16 protein-coding genes are annotated in these 17,895 nt (G+C 66.3%); 6 read left to right on the plus strand and 10 right to left on the minus strand.

Annotated elements, in window-relative coordinates; translation table 11 throughout:
• Positions 1 to 55: 55 nt before the first annotated feature.
• From CEW83_RS13720 to CEW83_RS13730, 3 genes are read right to left on the minus strand one after another with little or no spacing between them, the layout of a single operon-like run.
• A complete protein-coding gene (locus CEW83_RS13720) occupies positions 56 to 676 on the minus strand; it encodes a response regulator transcription factor (RefSeq protein ID WP_108949851.1) in 621 nt (206 codons plus the stop codon).
• Entirely contained in the window at positions 673 to 2,109 is a 1,437-nt protein-coding gene (locus CEW83_RS13725; protein ID WP_108949852.1) for an HlyD family type I secretion periplasmic adaptor subunit, read from the minus strand. The genes CEW83_RS13720 and CEW83_RS13725 overlap by 4 nt, the downstream gene beginning before the upstream one ends.
• Entirely contained in the window at positions 2,109 to 4,280 is a 2,172-nt protein-coding gene (locus tag CEW83_RS13730; protein ID WP_108949853.1) for a type I secretion system permease/ATPase, read from the minus strand. The genes CEW83_RS13725 and CEW83_RS13730 overlap by 1 nt, the downstream gene beginning before the upstream one ends.
• A gap of 246 nt (positions 4,281 to 4,526) precedes the next feature.
• Between CEW83_RS13730 and CEW83_RS13735 the strand changes: the two genes are divergently transcribed.
• Positions 4,527 to 4,901 carry a PilZ domain-containing protein gene (locus CEW83_RS13735; protein ID WP_108951406.1) on the plus strand — a complete coding sequence of 125 codons (375 nt, stop codon included), beginning with the start codon at positions 4,527 to 4,529 and terminating at the stop codon, positions 4,899 to 4,901.
• A 15-nt stretch (positions 4,902 to 4,916) separates the two neighbouring features.
• Here the strand turns inward: CEW83_RS13735 and CEW83_RS13740 are convergent, their stop codons facing one another.
• The 4 genes from CEW83_RS13740 to CEW83_RS13755 are packed head-to-tail and all read right to left on the minus strand — an operon-like array spanning position 4,917 to position 8,012.
• Entirely contained in the window at positions 4,917 to 5,522 is a 606-nt protein-coding gene (locus CEW83_RS13740; protein ID WP_108949854.1) for a DUF3299 domain-containing protein, read from the minus strand.
• A gap of 2 nt (positions 5,523 to 5,524) precedes the next feature.
• Positions 5,525 to 6,802: an ABC transporter permease gene (locus tag CEW83_RS13745; protein WP_108949855.1), complete on the minus strand. Its 1,278-nt coding sequence runs from the start codon at positions 6,800 to 6,802 to the stop codon at positions 5,525 to 5,527.
• Positions 6,799 to 7,506, minus strand: coding sequence for an ABC transporter ATP-binding protein (locus CEW83_RS13750; RefSeq protein WP_108949856.1), 708 nt, complete (start codon positions 7,504 to 7,506; stop codon positions 6,799 to 6,801). Before CEW83_RS13750 ends, CEW83_RS13745 begins: the two co-directional genes overlap by 4 nt.
• A complete protein-coding gene (locus CEW83_RS13755; RefSeq protein ID WP_234418826.1) occupies positions 7,503 to 8,012 on the minus strand; it encodes a DUF2796 domain-containing protein in 510 nt (169 codons plus the stop codon). Before CEW83_RS13755 ends, CEW83_RS13750 begins: the two co-directional genes overlap by 4 nt.
• Positions 8,013 to 8,120: 108 nt before the next feature.
• Here CEW83_RS13755 and CEW83_RS13760 point away from each other — a divergent pair, with 108 nt between their 5' ends.
• From CEW83_RS13760 to CEW83_RS13775, 5 genes are all read left to right on the plus strand, one after another.
• On the plus strand, positions 8,121 to 8,603 hold the full coding sequence (locus CEW83_RS13760) for a Fur family transcriptional regulator (protein ID WP_108949857.1): 483 nt from the start codon (positions 8,121 to 8,123) through the stop codon (positions 8,601 to 8,603).
• A 68-nt stretch (positions 8,604 to 8,671) separates the two neighbouring features.
• Positions 8,672 to 8,818 carry a hypothetical protein gene (locus CEW83_RS21065; RefSeq protein ID WP_159099458.1) on the plus strand — a complete coding sequence of 49 codons (147 nt, stop codon included), beginning with the start codon at positions 8,672 to 8,674 and terminating at the stop codon, positions 8,816 to 8,818.
• Position 8,819: 1 nt separating this feature from the next.
• Entirely contained in the window at positions 8,820 to 9,578 is a 759-nt protein-coding gene (aztA, locus tag CEW83_RS13765; RefSeq protein WP_108949858.1) for a zinc ABC transporter ATP-binding protein AztA, read from the plus strand.
• Positions 9,575 to 10,447, plus strand: coding sequence for a metal ABC transporter permease (locus CEW83_RS13770; RefSeq protein WP_108949859.1), 873 nt, complete (start codon positions 9,575 to 9,577; stop codon positions 10,445 to 10,447). The genes aztA and CEW83_RS13770 overlap by 4 nt, the downstream gene beginning before the upstream one ends.
• 16 nt (positions 10,448 to 10,463) lie before the next feature.
• Entirely contained in the window at positions 10,464 to 11,408 is a 945-nt protein-coding gene (locus tag CEW83_RS13775; RefSeq protein ID WP_108949860.1) for a metal ABC transporter substrate-binding protein, read from the plus strand.
• Here the strand turns inward: CEW83_RS13775 and recD are convergent.
• The 3 genes from recD to asd are packed head-to-tail and all read right to left on the minus strand — an operon-like array spanning position 11,371 to position 17,873.
• Entirely contained in the window at positions 11,371 to 13,221 is a 1,851-nt protein-coding gene (gene recD, locus CEW83_RS13780) for an exodeoxyribonuclease V subunit alpha (protein ID WP_234418827.1), read from the minus strand. The two genes, CEW83_RS13775 and recD, sit on opposite strands and share 38 nt — an antisense overlap.
• A complete protein-coding gene (gene recB / locus CEW83_RS13785; protein WP_108949861.1) occupies positions 13,221 to 16,991 on the minus strand; it encodes an exodeoxyribonuclease V subunit beta in 3,771 nt (1,256 codons plus the stop codon). The genes recD and recB overlap by 1 nt, the downstream gene beginning before the upstream one ends.
• A 30-nt stretch (positions 16,992 to 17,021) precedes the next feature.
• Positions 17,022 to 17,873 (minus strand): archaetidylserine decarboxylase, encoded by an 852-nt coding sequence (asd, locus tag CEW83_RS13790; RefSeq protein WP_108949862.1) that lies wholly within the window; start codon positions 17,871 to 17,873, stop codon positions 17,022 to 17,024.
• Positions 17,874 to 17,895 lie beyond the last annotated feature (22 nt).

Here is a 17,895-nt window from a genome sequence, read left to right on the forward strand (position 1 = left end):
GGCTGCGTTCCCCGCCTCTATTGGACCAGTGGACAAGCCGTGACTTAGCTCACGCTCAGGGGGCAAACGCACCTGCATCGCTGGACATCCTCAACGCAAGTTGCATGCGATCGCGCACCGCAAGCTTCTCGAAGATGGCTGACAGATGGGCCTTGACCGTGCGCTCCGTGATGGCGAGCGCTGCAGCGACTTCCTTGTTGGTGAGCCCGCGCGCAACAGCGAGCGCGACCTCGCGCTCGCGCTCGGTCAGGCCCGCCAGGGCGTGCTCCGAAGACAGATCTGTCGCGATCCCACCCGCGCTGGTGGCACGAATCGCCCGCGCCATGAGCTCGGGGCCCACCCACAGGCCGCCGTGAAGCACGACAACAGCCACCTCGCGCAGCATCGCAGGCGTGGCATAGGCATGGCAATAGCCCCGGGCGCCGGATTCCAGGGCCTGCAGGCCCTCGGCCTGGTCAGGGGCGCCCGAGATCACGACGCTCCGGATGCCCGCATCGCCCCGTTGTTGTGCCAGCTGTTGGCGCCAGTCGGGCACGCGAGTACTGACCCACAGAATGCTGGAATCGTCGTGAATAAGATCCGCGGGCACTATGGCCACTGCGACAGCCTCCGGAAACGCCTCCTGCCAGCGCGGCAGAAGCTGACGATCCGGGCTCAGAAAGAAATGCTTTGTCATCGTTCCGTCAAGGCATTGGCCTTGGCCCTGATTACGGGCTTGATCAGATAGGAAAGTACCGTCTTCTTGCCGGTAAGGATGTCGACCTCGGCCACCATGCCGGGAATGATTGGCAGGTTTTCACCGAGGCTGCTCTTGAGCGTGCGTACACGGACGATGTAGAAGGCGTTGCCCTTGTCGTCGGTCACGCTGTCGGCCGAGATCTGCTCCACAACGGCGTCGAGACCGCCGTAAATGGCAAAGTCATAAGCGGTGAACTTGACCACCGCATTCTGGCCGGGACGCAGGAATGCAATGTCCTTGGGCGTAATCTTGGCCTCGAGGATCAGCGCATCGTCGAGCGGAACGATCTCGACCACTTCCTTGCCCGGTTGCACGACGCCGCCGACGGTACTCACCAGCAGACGTTTCACGGTTCCGCGCACCGGCGAGCGAATTTCGGCGTGCTTGACCCTGTCTTCCAGCGCGCGACTGCCCTCGGACAGGCTGCCGAGCTTGTTCATGGTGTCCGAGAGTTCGTTACGCAACTGGTTGCGGAAATTGAGTTCAACTTCCTGGATCTTGCCGTTGGCTTCGTTGATCGCCGACTGAATGCGAAGGATCTGCGACGAAGCCTGATCGCGCTCGCCGCGCAGGCGGGAGACATCACGGCGCAGCCGCAGCAGATCGACCTCGGACACCGCCCCTGACGCCAGCAGCGGCTCGGTGACGGTCAGCTCCTGCTGCACCAGATCAAAGGAGCGCCCAGCCTGCTCCCGGCGCGAACGCACTTCGTTGAGCTCCTGCTCGCGCTGGTTGAGCTGCTGACGCGCAATCGACATCTGCGCCTCCATCTCGGCGCGGGTTGAGTCATACAGACGGCGTTCATGGGCAACGATATCCGGCACCTCACGTTCGGCCTCTGGCGGAACCGTCATCGCCGTGCCGGAGGTGAGCGCCTTTAACCGCGCAGCCTTGACCTGCAGGGCGAAGTACTGCGCACGGTTTTCCAGCAGCGAGGATACGAAGCGCGTCGGATCGATACGCAGCAGCAGGTCACCGGCGTTGACGATCTGCCCCTCACGCACCGGCATCTCTTCGACGACACCGCCGTCGACGGTTTGAATGACCTGCAACTGGGTCGACGGCACGACCTTGGCCTCGCCGCGGGTGACCTCGTCGATGGGCGCAAAGGCGGCCCACACAAGGAGGATGAGCACTACGGCCGCCACCCCGCGCAACAGCATGCGCGCTCGCAGGGGCTCCTGCTGCAGGCGGGCCCAGTCGGCGTCGCCCGCCCAGTCGAGCCTGTCTTCGCGTTCGGGCGGCGCAAAGCGGCCGAACAGACGTTCGGAGAACGGCCGAGCGCGCTTGTCCACCTGCGCAGACACCTTGCCGATGCCCTTGAACGCCCGTTCCTGCACGCCGCCACCCTCGGCTTTGTTGTCACTCATCACAAGGCCCTCCCGATCCGGCCCTGACGCAAGGCCTCCACCACCTGGGCCTTGGGTCCGTCAGCCACCACCTTGCCGGCATCGATGACGATGATGCGATCTGCGAGGTCGAGCAGGGAGGTGCGGTGGGTGATCACGATCATGCTGCGGCCTTCGGCATACTTGCGCAGCTGGCCCTTCACGGCCTCCTCACTGGAGTGATCCATCGATGCAGTCGGCTCGTCGAGCAACAGGATGGGCGGGTCGCTGATGACCGCGCGTGCAATCGCCACCCCCTGCCGCTGACCGCCCGAGAGCGACTCGCCGCGCTCGCCCACCAGCATGTCAAAACCACGCGGATGCGCATTGGCGTATTCGAGCACGCCGGAAATCTGTGCTGCGCGCAGGATGGCTGCGTCATCTGCGAGCGGCGCCGACAGCGCGATGTTGTCACGCAGCGAGCCGTAGAACAGGGTCACATCCTGCGGCACGTAGCCGATATTGCGGCGCAGTTCGGCCGGATCGAGCTGGCGCAGGTCGATGCCATCCACCAGCACCGCCCCCGAGGTGGGCTGGTAGAGGCCGAGAATGAGCTTTTCCAGCGTGGTCTTGCCGGAGCCGATACGTCCCAGGATGGCCACATGCTCGCCGGGCTTGATCCGCAGCGAGACGTTGCGCAGGGCCAGGGTGTCTTCGCCGGGATAGGAAAAGCTGACGTCGCGGAACTCGATATCGCCCTTGAGCCCCTGACGGCTGACGAAGCTGGTGTCCTCGGGGCGTTCGACCGGGCGCTGCATCAGCTCGTCGAGCGAATGCAGCGCAGTGGCTGCAGTGTGATACTGCACAAGCAGCCCCGCCACCTGGCTGATCGGCGACATCGCGCGCGAAGACAGCATGTAGCAGGCAATCAGGCCGCCCATGGTCAGCAGGCGTTCGTCGATGAGATACACACCGATCAGGATGATGGCCACACTCACCGACTGCTGAACCCACAGTGCGCCATTGGTCGTGGTGGCCGACAGCAGACGCAACTGGGCGCCGACGCGGGCCAGCAGCGCAGCACTGCTCTCCCATTTGCGCTGGATCGCCGATTCGCCGCCCAGCGCCTTGATCGTCTCGATCCCGACCAGCCCCTCGATCAGCGTGGCATTGCGTTGAGCGCCGGCACGGTAGGTGGTTTCAGACAACTCGTGCATCCGCCCCTGCACCGTCATTGCATACACAAGCAGCACAACGACGCCGATGGCGAAGGGGATCAACAACTGCCAGCTGATCCAGCCGATCACCGCCAGGAACAGCAGGGCAAAGGGAAGGTCGATGAACGCCACCACCGTGGCCGAGCTGATGAAATCGCGTACCGACTCGAACGCGCGCAGGTTGGCCGCAAACGAGCCCGCAGACGTGGGCCGCGCCTCCATGCGCAGGCCAAGGACCCGCTCCATGATGAAACTGGACAGGCGCACGTCGATGCGACTGCCGGCAAGATCGACGAAATGCCCGCGCATCGTGCGCAGCACCAGGTCTGCCGTCACCACGACGAAGACACCGATGGACAAGGCCCACAGCGTGTCCGTGGCGTGATTGGGCACGACCCTGTCGTACACGTTCATCACGAACAGCGGCATTGCCACTGCAAACACGTTGATCATGAACGCCGCCAGCAGCACATCGCGGTACAGCGTCCGGTTCTCGGCGATAACGCTCCAGAACCAGTGGCCCTCGCGCGTCTTGCGCACGCCCGGTGCGCGGGCATCGAAGCGGAAACCGGGACGCAAGTAGATTGCATGGCCGGCATAGCGGGCGGCAAGCTCGCCCGCCGGCAGGGTAACGGTGGTCTCACCAAGCTCGGGGAAGACGACCTCGACTTCGCTGCGGTCGTCCGACCAGGCCGCAAGCACGCAGGCACGCTCGTCGTCGAGCAGCAGAATGGCGGGCAGCAGCACGGGATTGATACGGTCCAGTGCACAACTGACAACACGGCCATGAAGACCGGCGCGACGGGCTGCGCGCGGCACCAGTGACGGGGTCAGCTTGCCATTTTCGAGCGGAAGGCCGGACAGCAGCGCATCCGGTGTCAGTGCTGCGCCATGTCCGCGCGACACCAGCAACAGGCATCCCAGCAATGCGTCATCGACCAGACGCGGGTCCTCCGCAGCCACAGCGTCCTCTGCCCCTGACTGCGCACCAGCCATCGGCGTCGCACCTGCTCCACCCGGTCTTGAATCAGTCACGCATTCCCCAGAATAGGTATTGATTGAGGGCCGATTTTAGACAGGATCGAGCACGGATGACCGGATACTTTCGGCCGCGCCGCTAAAAACCACACAAAGCGGCGGAGAATTTCCGCCAGATGACTCACCAACGTGCTTGCTGCCACTTTCCGTGCGCCGCAGAATGTCCGCTCCTGCGCGCTGCCATGCCGATTGAGGAGACACATGATGAGCGAACAACGCCGACAGTACTCCCGCATTCACTTCAGCAGCGGGGCACGACTGCTCGTTGCCGACCGCGAACTCGCCTGCGCGGTGCTCGACCTCTCCCTCAGAGGCGCACTACTGGCATTCGACGGCGATCCGCCCGATGTGGCGCTGGACGAACGCTGCCTGCTCGAGATCACACTCGGCGACACCTGCACCGTCATCCGCATGGAAGGCCATGTGGCGCACGCAGAGGGCCACCATCTTGGCCTGACATGCTGCGAAATCGACCTCGACAGCATCACCCATCTGCGCCGCCTGCTCGCCCTCAATCTCGGCGATGCGGAGATGCTGAACCGCGAATTCTCCGTGCTCGTCGCCGGCGCCACCACCTAGCCTGGCGCCTTCGTACTACCTGGGCAACGGCTCCTTGTACTCTTCGACCGTGATGGCGCGCAACTGGTAACCCGCGTTACCCAGATCCGACTCGAAGCGGGCGACGTTCAGCACCCCGTTCACCCACACCGGCAACATGTCGAGCTTGGCGCTCACCGGCTTGTCAGGCATCACATGGATCAACTGGTTGGCCGGTGGTGGGGGTACATGCACACAGGCACCAAAGTAGGGAACGAGCAGAAACTCGCGGATGGTCTTGCCGTCGGTTTCCAGCGGCACGATGAAGCCGGGGATGCGAATGCGCTCGCCGTTGAAGCGCTGCACCAGCGGCGCACGATCCCATTCCTCGCGGATCTTCTGCATCACCTCGGCTGCGCGCGGATCGTTGTCCTGCAGATCGTTGAGATTGAGATCAAGAAAGAACTTCTCCGGATTCCAGTCGGCCGGGATGAGGTCGTCCCAGCTGATCTCACGAAAACGCCCGGCCCCTGCCTTGCCCGTCTGGCCGAGCCGCTGCCCGACCTGGTAGCCATCCTGACCCGCCTTCTGCGCAAGTACCGGCAGCGGGGCAAGCACAAGCGTGCCCACCACTGCGGCAATGACCCACTTCATGGAATTCATATTCAGATCCTGATCGTCATGCCATCGGCCAGCGAATAGCGATAGGCCCGCACACCCGGCACCACGCTTGCCAGCACACTGGCGGCCAGCACGGCCCCCAGCAAACCCAATTCCGCCGTCGACGGCCAGCTGACGCCGACATGCAGCCCGTATTCTGCCGCGAGCCAGGGTGACAGCGCAGCAGTGCCGACATTGACCACGACCAGGCCAATGAAGATCCCGGCCACGGCCAGCGACATGCTTTCGAGCATCAGCAGCGCCAGAATCTGTCGCGGCCCGGCACCCAGGGCACGCAGGATGGCCAGCTCGCGCCGGCGCTCGCCCAGGCTGGCGACCATCACCGCGACGAGGCCGGCGAGTCCGACCACGACCACCAGCGCGGACACAGCCAGCAAGGCCTGCTCGGCCACACCGACCAGCGACCACAGTTCCTGCAAGGTCGCACCGGGCAGGATCGCGGTCAGCGGCTCGGCCGCAAAAGTGTTGATCTGGCGCTGCACCCTGAACACCGTCACCCGATTCTTGAGACCGATCAGCGCAGCGGTCACCGTCTTCGGCGCAATGTCGAACTTGCGCACCTGCTCGGGTGCAATGTGCACGCCGGGAATCGGTGCCCCCGCCTGCCAGTCGACGTGAATCGCTTCGATGCCCTCCAGGCTCACCAGCACCGTGCGATCCACCGGCGTGCCGGTGCGCTTCAGGACCCCCACGATGGTGAAGGGCTTGTCGGCGTGATCGGAAAAGCTCACCCCGCCCCCGCTGCCGTGGCTGAGCACGATGCGCTGGCCCTCGGCATAACCAAAGCGCGCGGCCACCTCCGCACCAACCACCGCCTCGAAGATCCCCTCGGGCGCAGCAGAAAACGAACGGCCCGCCGCGAAGGCAATGGTTTCATCCTCGGCATAGCGGTAGCGCTCGAAAAAAGCAGATGTGGTTCCGAGCACGCGAAAGCCGCGATGCGAATCGCCAAGCGAGACCGGCACCACCCAGTTGACCTGCGGCAAGGCCGCGATCTGCTGCAGGCTTTGCCACGACATGTTGTTGGTGGCGTCACCCATGTGAAACACCGAGTACAGCAGCAACTGCACCGGCCCGCCGCGCGCGCCGACGATCAGGTCGGTGCCGGAGATGGTGCGGGCAAATGCGTGTCGAGCCTCGGTGCGCAGTCGCTCGACGCCGATCAGCATTGCCACCGCCAGCGCCACCGCAACAACGGTCAGCCCGACCGACAAGCGCCGGTTCGCGATGCTGCGCCAGCACAGGTGCCACACCGGGCTCATGACGCACCTCCCGCAGCGTGGCTGATATCCGCAAGGTTGAGCACGCGGTCAAAGCGCGCCGCCAGGCGCGGATCGTGGCTGACGAAGAGCAGCGCCGCCCCGCTGGCAGCGCACTCGCCCTGCAGCAGATCGAGAAATGCGGCCTGACGGTCTGCATCGAGTGCCGAGGTGGGCTCATCAGCGACCACCAGACCCGGCCCGCCGATCAGGGCGCGCGCCGCAGCCACCCGCTGCTGCTGGCCCACCGAGAGTTCGGACGCGCGGCGCGCAAGCAGCTCGGGCGGCAGGTCAAGGTGTGCGGCGAGGCGCAGCACCTCTTCGTCCGGCGTGCGTCCGGCGCGCTGCAGGCGCTCGCGTCTGGCGGCCGAAAAGCGGCAGGGCAGCAGGATGTTGTCGCGCGCAGACAGATAGGGCAGGAGGTTGAAGAGCTGGAAGATGAAACCGATGTGGTCCGCGCGAAAGCGGTCGCGGGCCGACGATGACAGCGTGCCGAGTGCCTGCCCTGCCACCGAGATGCATCCCGCGGTCGGCGCAAGCACGCCACCGATCAGTGCCAGCAAGGTGCTCTTTCCGCTGCCGCTTGGCCCCTGCAGAAACACCCGCTCACCCGCCCCAAGCTCGAAACGGTCGATGGCAAGGCAATCCGCGCCGGCGCCCGGCCAGCGCAGACGCAGATCACGCACCGCGACCGCGGCCTCGCTCACAGTGAGAGCATGCGTTGCTTCGGCGTCAGCTTCGCCGCCACCTGACCACGGGGCGAAGCACGCTCTGCCCGAATCTCGCGAATGCGGGGAAACTGCTCGAACAGTCTGACCTCCAGCCCGGTGAGCGCGCTTGGCGTCGCACATTGCAAGGTGTGGACGACGCTCATCTCGGCATGGCCACTGTCGCTGCCGGCGGATGACTCGGCAAAGGGCTGTTCGAGTTCGGTCCTGAGCACCGCGCATGCCGCTTTCGCGGGCAGGGTCACGATGCGTTCGACGCCCTTCAGAATCACCTCTGCCTGCGCCAGTGCCATACGCTCGGCATCGGAGCGTGGCGCATGTTCAAAACCGACCAGATTGTCGAGCGGGCTCTCGAACTCGATCTGCAGGGTGTTGCCGGCAATCGCCACCCGCAGTTCTGCCACGCCATGCTCGTGAGGCAGGTGCTGCGCAAAGGCGGTGCTCGCGCTCAGCAACATTGCCAGCGCGACGGTGCGTTGTTTCATGAAATCTCCATCAGGCGTGAATGCAGGGCGGTCGAAAAATGAGGTGCAATCGACCGGGCGTGCTAATGCTACAATGTTGCAATACCGATCGCAAACAGCAACAAGCGCATGCGCCCTTCATCGAACGCACCGACCTCTCCGCAGCCAGAGCACGCCGCACGTGAGCTGATCACGCGCCACGGCGGCCGCGTCACCCGCACCCGGGTTGCCGTCGTCACAGCGCTGCAGGACAGCGCCCAGCCACTGTCGCACGAGGAGCTGGGCACCGCGCTGGCCGCAATCGACATCCCGCACGACCGCGTCACGCTGTATCGCGCCCTCGACTGGCTGGTCGAACAGGGTATTGCGCGGCGCATTGCCGGCAGTGACCGTGCCTGGCGCTTCGAGATGGTACGCCCGCACAGTCATCGCCATGCGCACTTCCATTGCGACCGCTGTGGCCAGGTGATCTGCCTTGAAGGTCTTCAGCCTTCTCCAAGCGTCAACCTGCCCGACGGCTTTCAGCTCGACCGTGCAGAGCTCGTGCTGCACGGCGCATGCGCCACCTGTGGCCTCCATGGGCTCGCCCCCGAAACGACCGACGAGGACTGAGCGCAGCTCAACTCTCCGCCTCCGCTATCAAACATTTCAAGGCGTGCGTCAGTGATGCACCCACCGACATGGCCCATTCTCACTCGCATGCTCACTCGGCGTCCCGCCACCCACCGCGCATCAGCCCGCTCGGCAGCAGCCTCGGGCTGCGTCTCGGCATTGCTGCCGCCGCCACCGCGTTGCTGTGGCTGGCCGTCCTGTGGGCAGTGAACTGACATGCACGCCACCATGCCTCCCCTGATCCGCTTCGAGAACCTGACCCTTGGTTACGAGCGCCATCCGGCCATTCACCACCTGAGCGCAGAGATCCCCGCCGGCGCACTGGTCGCCGTGGTCGGCCCCAATGGCGCGGGCAAATCCACCCTGCTCAAGGGCCTCGCAGGCGAATTGCGTCCAATCGGCGGCCACATCCACCTGCCCGATCTGCCCCGCGGCGGCATTGCCTACATGCCCCAGCGCAGCGAGATGGATCACAGCTTTCCGGTATCGGTGTTCGACATGGTGGCGATGGGGCTGTGGCGCGAGATCGGCCCCTTCGGCGGCCTCAGCCGTGCCCAGCGCCACCGGGTGGAGAATGCCATCGAAGCGGTCAGCCTGTCCGGCTTCGAAGCGCGCCAGATTGGCTCGCTGTCTGGCGGACAACTGCAGCGCGCGCGCTTTGCCCGCCTGCTCCTGCAGGACGCGCCCATCATCCTGCTCGACGAGCCTTTCGCCGCCATCGACGCCCGTACCGTTGAAGACCTGGTTCACCTGATCCTGCACTGGCATGCCGAAGGCCGCACCGTGCTCACCGTGGTGCATGACTTCGAACAGGTGCGGCGGCACTTTACGACCTGTCTGCTGCTGGCTCGCGAACTCGTCGCCTTTGGCCCGACCACGCAGGTCATGACCGACGCCCTGCTCGCCCGCGCCCGCCATCTGTCGGAAGCCTTCGACGACAACGCACCCGAGTGCCATGTGGCGGAGGCCGCATGAGCCTCAACGAACTGCTCTTTGCGCCCTTTGCCGACTTCGGCTTCATGCGCCGTGCGCTCGCCGGCTGTCTCGCACTGTCGCTCGGCGCCACGCCGGTGGGGGTGTTCCTGCTGCTGCGGCGGATGAGCCTGATGGGCGATGCGATGAGCCATGCCATCCTGCCCGGTGCGGCGCTCGGCTACCTGGCCTTCGGCCTGTCGCTCGGCGCAATGACCATCGGCGGCATCCTGGCCGGCCTGGTCGTGGTGTTCGCTGCCGGACTCGTCACCCGTGCCTCGGTGCTCAAGGAAGATGCCAGCCTCGCGGCCTTCTATCTACTGTCGCTCGCCGCAGGCGTGATGATCGTGTCGCTGCGCGGGCGCAATCTCGACCTCCTGCATGTGCTGTTCGGCTCGGTGCTGGCACTGGACGACCAGTCGCTGCTGCTGATCGCGAGCATCACCAGCCTCACCCTGTTCGGTCTCGCCCTGCTGTTCCGGCCGCTGGTGCTGGAGTGCTTCGACCCCTCCTTCCTGCGCGCGGTCAGCCGCCTGTCGCCGGTCGCGCACTACGGCTTTCTGCTGCTGGTGGTCTTCAACCTGGTCAGCGGCTTCCATGCGCTTGGCACGCTGATGGCCGTCGGCATCATGATCCTGCCCTCGGCCGCCGCCCGGCTATGGACACGCACCCTGCCGGCGATGCTGCTGTTCGCCAGCCTGTCCGCGCTTGCCAGCAGCATCGCGGGGCTGCTGTTCTCCTTTCATGCCGACGTTCCGGCCGGCCCGGCCATCGTGCTGATGTGCGGCCTGGTCTATTTCGGCTCGCTGCTTGCCGCACCCGGCGGTCTGCTGGCCGGGCGCCTGCCCATCCGAAAACACCTCGAATCCTGAACCCCTCGGAGTCCTCATGCTGTCGCTTTCACGCCTTACCACCACCCTGTTTGCCACCTTTGCACTGAGCATGGGCGCAGCCCATGCCGCACCGATCGAAGTCACCGCCAGTTTCAGCATCCTTGGTGACATGGTCCGTGAGGTCGGTGGCGACCGGGTGACAATACAGACCCTGGTCGGGCCGGACGAAGATGCGCATGGCTTCCAGCCGCGCCCATCGGATTCACGTCGTATCGGCAGCGCGCAGCTGGTCGTTGCCAACGGCCTCGGCTTCGACGACTGGATGATCCGGCTGGCACGCTCGGGGGGCTACAAGGGACCGATCGTGATCGGCAGCACCGGCATCAAGACCATCGCAATGGCCGCAGACAAGCACGATCACGGCCACAAACATGACGACGAACACGGAAATGAGGCAGGCATCGACCCGCACGCCTGGCAGGACGTCGGCAATGCACAACGCTACGTCAGCAATATCGCCGCGGCACTGATCGAGGTTGACCCGGCCGGCGCTGAACACTATCGCGCCAATGCCGAGCGCTATCAGGGCGAACTCAAGGCGCTCGATGCCGAGATCCGCAAGGCGCTGGGCAGCCTGCCGGCAGCGCGCCGCAAGGTGGTTAGTTCGCATGACGCTTTCGGCTATTTCGCCCATGCCTACGATCTGCAGTTCCTGTCACCGGTTGGCGTGTCGAACAATGCGGAGCCCACGGCGAAAGGCGTGGCACAACTGATTCGCCAGCTCAGAAAGGAGAAGGTGCCGGCGATCTTCGTCGAAAACATCAGCGATCCGCGCCTGAGCGAGCGCATCCGCGCCGAGAGCGGTGCGGTGATGGGCGGTACGCTGTATTCGGACGCGCTATCGACCACCGCCGGTCCGGCACCCACCTATGTGACGATGATGCGCCACAATCTGCACACCCTCATGGCTGCGCTGACATCCGCGCCGCCAGCCCGCTGAGGCGCACCGTTCGCAGCCCGCAGCCGGCTGCAAACACCCGCGCCGGCCCCGCCAGCGTGACCTGCCGCGCCGCGCGGGTCACGCCGGTGTAGAGCAACTCGCGAGTGAGCACACGTACCGGCTTGGCCGGCAGCACCAGCAGCACCTCTTCGAACTCCGAGCCCTGGCTCTTGTGCACCGTCAGCGCAAAGGCGGTGTCGTGCGCCGGCAGGCGCAAGGGTGCAATGCAGCGGTAACTGCCGCCCGGCTGCGGGAAAAACACCATCAGCATACCGCTGTCGTCCGGCAGACACAGACCGATATCGCCGTTGTACAGGCCCAGCAGGGCGTCGTTGCGCAGCACGATTACCGGACGTCCGAGCCATGCATGTCCCGGACCGCGCTCTGGCGGAAGATCCAGCGCAGCGCGCAGCACACGTTCCAGATGGGCGTTGAGCGCCACCAGCCCGCGCCCGCCTTCATGCACCGCCACCAGCACGCGAAAGCGGTCGAATGCCGCAAAAGCCGCTGCCGCGCGCGCCTGCGCATCGACAGCCGGTGCGCGCAAGGCCGCCAGATAGGGGGCATAGCCTGCCTCCATCGCGTTCAGGGTGGCCTCGGATGGGCGGGCGCCTTCATCATCGATCCAGCGCGCCGACGCATCTTCGCCGCCGCGCAGCCAGGCCAGCGCCTCGGTACCCTCGCCGGCGTTGATGTTGGCCGCCAGCCGACCGATGCCGGAGTCGTGGCGGAAACGGTGGCTCTCGGTGAGCCAGACCACGCTGTCGGCCAGCGCCGTTGACGTGGCAGGTGTCGGCAAGTCCGCCAAGGCCTGCGCCGGCGTGCCGGTCAGCAGCGCCAGTTGTTCGAGGGTGTGCGCACTGAAAACACGCGCCGCAGAGAGTTCGGCAAACACCGCGCCGGCCTCGACCGCCGCAAGCTGGTCCTTGTCGCCGAGCAGAATCAGACGGGCGTCGGGTGGCAGCGCGTCGAGCACCCGGGTCGCGAGTGCGAGATCGAGCATCGAAGCCTCGTCCACCACCAGCACATCGACCGCCAGCGGGTTGCCTGCGTGATGCCGGAAGCGCCCGGCGACCGGGGTCACACCCAGCAAGCGGTGCAGGGTATGGGCTTCGGCCGGCAGACGCTTGCGCAGCTTTGCCGGCAGATCGGCTGCGCGCGCACGCAGCGCTTCGAGCATGCGCGCCGCCGCCTTGCCGGTGGGTGCGGCGAGCGCGATCCGCAACGTGGGCGTGAGCTCCAGCAGACAGGCGAGCAGGGCCGCCACCGTGGTGGTCTTGCCCGTGCCCGGCCCGCCGCTGATCACCGTGAGTCGCCCCTGCAGCGCGAGCGCGACCGCCAGTTTCTGCCAGTCCGGCCCCGGTGTTGTTCGCGGTTTGAACAGCTTGTCGAGCGTGGTACGTAACGTGGGCGGCACCGCCTGGGCCGGCGCACGAGCACGCGTCACCAGCGCCGCAGCCAGACGCTGCTCCAGATCGAAGAAGCGTCGCAGATAAAGCCGGTCGTCAGCGTCGAGCACCAGCGGATGGGCGCAGTCCCGGGGAGGAAGCGGCGCGGCGAGCACTGCCACCCCGCTTTCAAGCAGGTTTGCGCGCAGCACGTCCGCCGTGCAGGCGATGGCCTCGTCCTGCGCAAGTTGCGCCAGCGGCAGGCACACATCGCCCTCGCTCGCCGCCAGCGCCAGACTGCGCCCCACCGGTGCCAGCACCGCACACGCACTTGCCGGCGCACCGAGCGAACTCGCCCAGTCCTGCAAGTGGCGGGAAAAGCCCTCGGCGAGGTCGAACTGCGGCATCGAATCCGGTGCAGCCATCAGTGCGCCACTCCCTCGACACGCGCCCGTGCCGCCAGCAGATCGTCGAGCGCCTCGATCACCTGCCGCGGCGCACGGTGGCGGAACACACCGGCAGGCCCACCGCCCGCGTGCCAGCCCGGACGCACGCCGCGTACGAAGAGGTAGAGCACGCCACCGAAGTGCGTGTCGTAATCGTAGCCCGGCAGACTGCGTGCAAGATGGCGGTGCAGCGCGACGGTGTAGAGCAGATGCTGCAGATGGTAGCCATGTGACTGCATCGCCCCTTCGAGCGCGGCCGGGCCGTAATCCGCCGGGCGTTCGCCGAGATGGTTGGACTTCCAGTCCAGCACCCAGAAGCGGCCATCGTGCTCGAACACGAGGTCGATGAAGCCCTTGAGGTAGCCGGCGAGATCGGAGAACCCGAGCCGTGGCATGCGGTAGCCCTTATCCGCCAGCCAGGCATTGAGGCGCGCCGCCGACAAGTGCGGGGCCGGCAGTTGGAAGCCGAGTTCGACCATGCGCTGCGTCTTCGCAATGCGTGACAGCAACAGCGGCGCCCGCCCGACCGCTTCCACCAGCGCGGTGGCGAGCACGTCCTCGAGCAGGTGGCGCAGCATGCGCGGATGGCGCTCGGCCTCGGCCGCATTGGCAGCCGGTTGCGGATGGGCGCGCAGGGCAGTAGCAATCGCGTCGTCCCATGTGTCCGGGTCGGTGAAATCGACGTTCTCGAACGCGGCATGCAGGCAATCGCCCGCGGCCGGACCGCGCGGAAAGCGCAGAATGTCGTCGGCCGCGGGCGGCAGCAACACGCCAGCGTCGGCCTCGGCAGCCGCCTCGTTGCCGGCCTCATCCAGCTCGGAGCGCTGCGGCAGAATGCGGGCGTCGTGGTCGAGCGCCGCGGACTCGTGTGATGCACCCGAAATCAGCGCACTGAAACTGCCCATGCGCCAGCCCGATGGAATCTGCGGCGGCCGCTGCGCCCGCGGTGCACGCCCGCCCGCCTCGGCAGGCGCGAGGGGGTCGCCACTGCCATCGGGCAGATCCTCAAGCGCCATGACCGGCCTGCCGTCGAGCACACTGCGACCGACCAGGCTGCGCCACTGCGCATCGACCTCGGCCGGGCTGAGCTTTGCCTCGCGCCACTTCTCGAGCCCATGTTCGGCACCGGCCACCATCCAGTTGAGCAGACTGCGGGCACCTTCGCTGTAGCTCGGGCGGCCGAAGCTCGTCTTTGCGTAACAGCCGACGGTCAGGTAGCAGCGATGCACGGCGCGGGTGAGCGCCACGTAGATCAGGCGCATGTCCTCGGCCTGACGCTCGCGCAGCTGACGCGCAGCGATCTCCTTGTCCGTGGCCGAGGCCATGCGGTAGTCGAGGATCAGCTGGTCGGTGTCGTCATGCCAGGCGCGCATCGGCCCGCTGTCGCCCTTTGCGGGATGGCCGTCGAACAGGAAGGGACAGAACACCACCCCGTACTCCAGCCCCTTGGCGCGGTGGATGGTGATGATCTGCACCAGGTTGCGGTCCGACTCCAGCCGCAGCTGGGCCGCCTCGCCGGCGCTGGCATCGGTACGCCGGGTTGCGAGCGTGCGCAGCAGCACTTCGGGCGACGCGCTGCCCGCCGTCTGCTGCAGCAGTTCGGCGAGATGCATCAGATTGGTCAGACGGCGCTCGCCATCGTCGCGCGCCAGCAGTCGCGCGGCCACGCCATCATCAGCCATCCAGCGCCGCAGCATCACGCCGAAGCCATGGCGCAGCCAGGTGTCGCGCCAGCCGGCGAAGCGGTCGAGTACGTCGAGCAGCGCGGCCTCATCTTCGGAAAGCGCTGCGAGTGCCTGCGCATCGCACCCCATCAACGTGGTGGCGAGCGCAGCCTTGACCCGACGCTCGCGCGCCGGCTCGCTGATTGCCAGCAGCACTCGCTCCAGTTCTTCCGCATCCTCGGTGGCGAATACGCTCGCCTGCGACAACTCGACGCTCACCACCCCCATGCGTGCCAGCGCCTGACGCATCCGCGCGCCCTGTCCGTGACTGCGCACCAGCACCGCAATATCGCCCGGTGCCAGACCGCGCTCACCGATGCGGACCGCTCCCCTGGCGCCGGCCGCCAGCAAGCGCGCAATCTCGGCCGCGGTGGCTGCCGCCGAACGCTGCATCGCCAGCGCCCGTGGCAGACGGTTGCCGCCCTCTTCGCCCTCCTGCGCCTCGTCGCGCGGGATGCGCCACAGGCGCAGGGCGGCGGGGCTGGTGCCGGAGTGTGTGTCATCCACCAGCGGCGCACGCGTGCGCTCGCCGCTGCCGACCGCGCGATAGTCGAGCCCGCGCAGCATGAACACGGCCGGATTGGCACCGAACAGCCGGTTGCAGGCCTCGATCAGCGCCGGCGTCGAGCGCTGGTTGCGGCCGAGGCTGTAGCGTGTATCGGCCCTGTCGCGGGCGCTGAGATAGGTGAACAGATCGGCGCTGCGGAAACTGTAGATCGCCTGCTTGGGATCACCGACCAGGAACAGGCTGCCGTGACGGCCTTCATGGCGATAGATACGATCGAAAATGGCGAACTGCAGCGGATCGGTATCCTGGAATTCGTCGATCAGGGCCACCGGGTAGCGCGCATGCAGCGCCGCCGCCAGCCACGACTGCGTGCCCGAATGCAGGGCTTCGTAGGCATTCCACAGGATGTCGTCGAAGGAGATCAGACGGCGCTCGCGCTTGCGCCGGCGCAGATCCTCCGCACCCTGTTCGAGAAAGCGGCGCAACAACTGCAGCCGCGCCGCCTCCAGCCCCTCGTCGGCAAGCCTGCGTGCCTCCAGCAAGGCGGCTGCGGCATCGAAAAAACCATGCTGCGGTGGCGAAATGCCGCGCTTGAGACCGTCCTTGGTGGTCTTGTCGTTCAGGGTGTCGGCCGCCAGCAGATGCAGCTTGCGCTCCTTTTCCGCCGGCAGGGCGTGCAGTGGATTGCCGGCGCCAAGCCAGTCGCTCCACTGCTGACGCGCGCGCTCGATGGCTTCCGGCTTGTAGCTGTTCTTGTTGAGGCCGTCGAGTGCAGTGTCGAGTGCCGACATCGCGGCATCAATATTCACCCACTCCACCACCGCACCGCCATAGGCGCGGACAAGCGCATCGCCGGCGTCACCCAGCGCGCCCGGCGCCGGCGACTCGTCCCACCGCGCCTGCGCCAGCGGTCTCCCCATCGCCGCCTTGAGCTGTGCCGCCCAGGTGTCGGGGCAGTCGCCACGCTGCACCAGCGACTCGACCAGCACTTGCGGCAGTGCGCCGCTCGCCACTTCACGCCGCCAGAAGTCCTGCGCCACTTCGAGGCGCAGGGCGCTGTCGTCCTCGACCAGCTCTACCGCATAGGGCAACACCGCGGCAAAAGGGGTGTCAGCGAGGGCGCGCTGGCAGAAACCGTGGATGGTGAAGATCGCCGCTTCATCGAAGGTCTGCAGCGCATGGCGCAGACGCTGGCGCATCTGCGCCGGATCGACGCCGGCCGCACTGACCGTGGCGATCAGCTGCGGCACGAAAGGGTCGGGCCCGGCATCGCCGCCGTCCAGCACGCGCAAGGTATCGACGATGCGGTCGCGGATGCGGGTGGAAAGCTCGGCGGTCGCCGCCTTGGTGAAGGTCACCACCAGCAGCGCACCCACCTGCAGATCGCGCTCGAGCAGCTGGCGCAGGTAGAGTCCGCAGATGTTCCAGGTCTTGCCGGTACCGGCCGAGGCCTCGATCAGGCTGACGCCATCGAGCGAACAGCTGAACACGTCGAGATCGATGTCGATCGAGGCCATGAGCGCGAGCGGGCGGCGGCGAAGTGAGGCTCAGGCCGTTGCCAGCGCAGCCATGGTTTCACCCATGCGGATTGCCGCGCCGGGCGCCCATGCCGGATTGAACTTCACCCGCGGCCTGGGGAAGAGCATCACCACGGTAGAGCCGAGCAGGAAACGCCCCATCTCCTCGCCCTTCCTGAGCTGGATGTCCTGATCTTCGTAGCGCCACTCGCGCACGCTCGCCGAACGCGGCGGGTTCACTACACCGTGCCACACCGTGGCCATGCTGCCGACAATGGTGGCTCCGACCAGCACCAGCACGAAGGGGCCGAAAGCCGACTCGAACACGCACACCACCCGTTCGTTGCGTGCAAACAGACCGGGCACACCGCGCGCGGTGGTCGGATTGACCGAGAACAGCTCGCCCGGCACGTAGATCATCCGCGTCAGGCGGCCGTCGCAGGGCATGTGGATGCGATGGTAGTCGCGCGGGCTGAGGTAGAGGGTGGCAAAACTGCCGTCCTCGAAGCCTGACGCCAGTTCGGCGTCGCCACCGACCAGCGCGGTCGTCGAGTAGGCATGGCCCTTGGCCTGGAAGATCTGGTCGCGCACGATCGGACCGAACTGGCTGATCGCACCGTCCACCGGGCTGATCAGGTCGGCCTCGGCCAGCGGCCGCGCGCCGTCGCACAGGGGCCGGGTGAAGAACTCGTTGAAGCTCGGATAGCTGCCGATATCCGGGTTGGCCGCCTCCTCCATGTTGACCCCGTAGCGGCCGACGAACCACCTGATCACACTGGTGGTGAGCCCGCCCGCGCGCATGCCGGCCAGCTTGCCCGCCAGAACGGTAAGCGCCTGCTTGGGCAGAAGGTACTGGGGCAGAACGGAGAGACGGTCGGACACGATGGATACCTGAGACAAGGAC

Origin of the sequence: Parazoarcus communis, assembly GCF_003111645.1 — a bacterium.
Taxonomy (GTDB): domain Bacteria; phylum Pseudomonadota; class Gammaproteobacteria; order Burkholderiales; family Rhodocyclaceae; genus Parazoarcus; species Parazoarcus communis_A.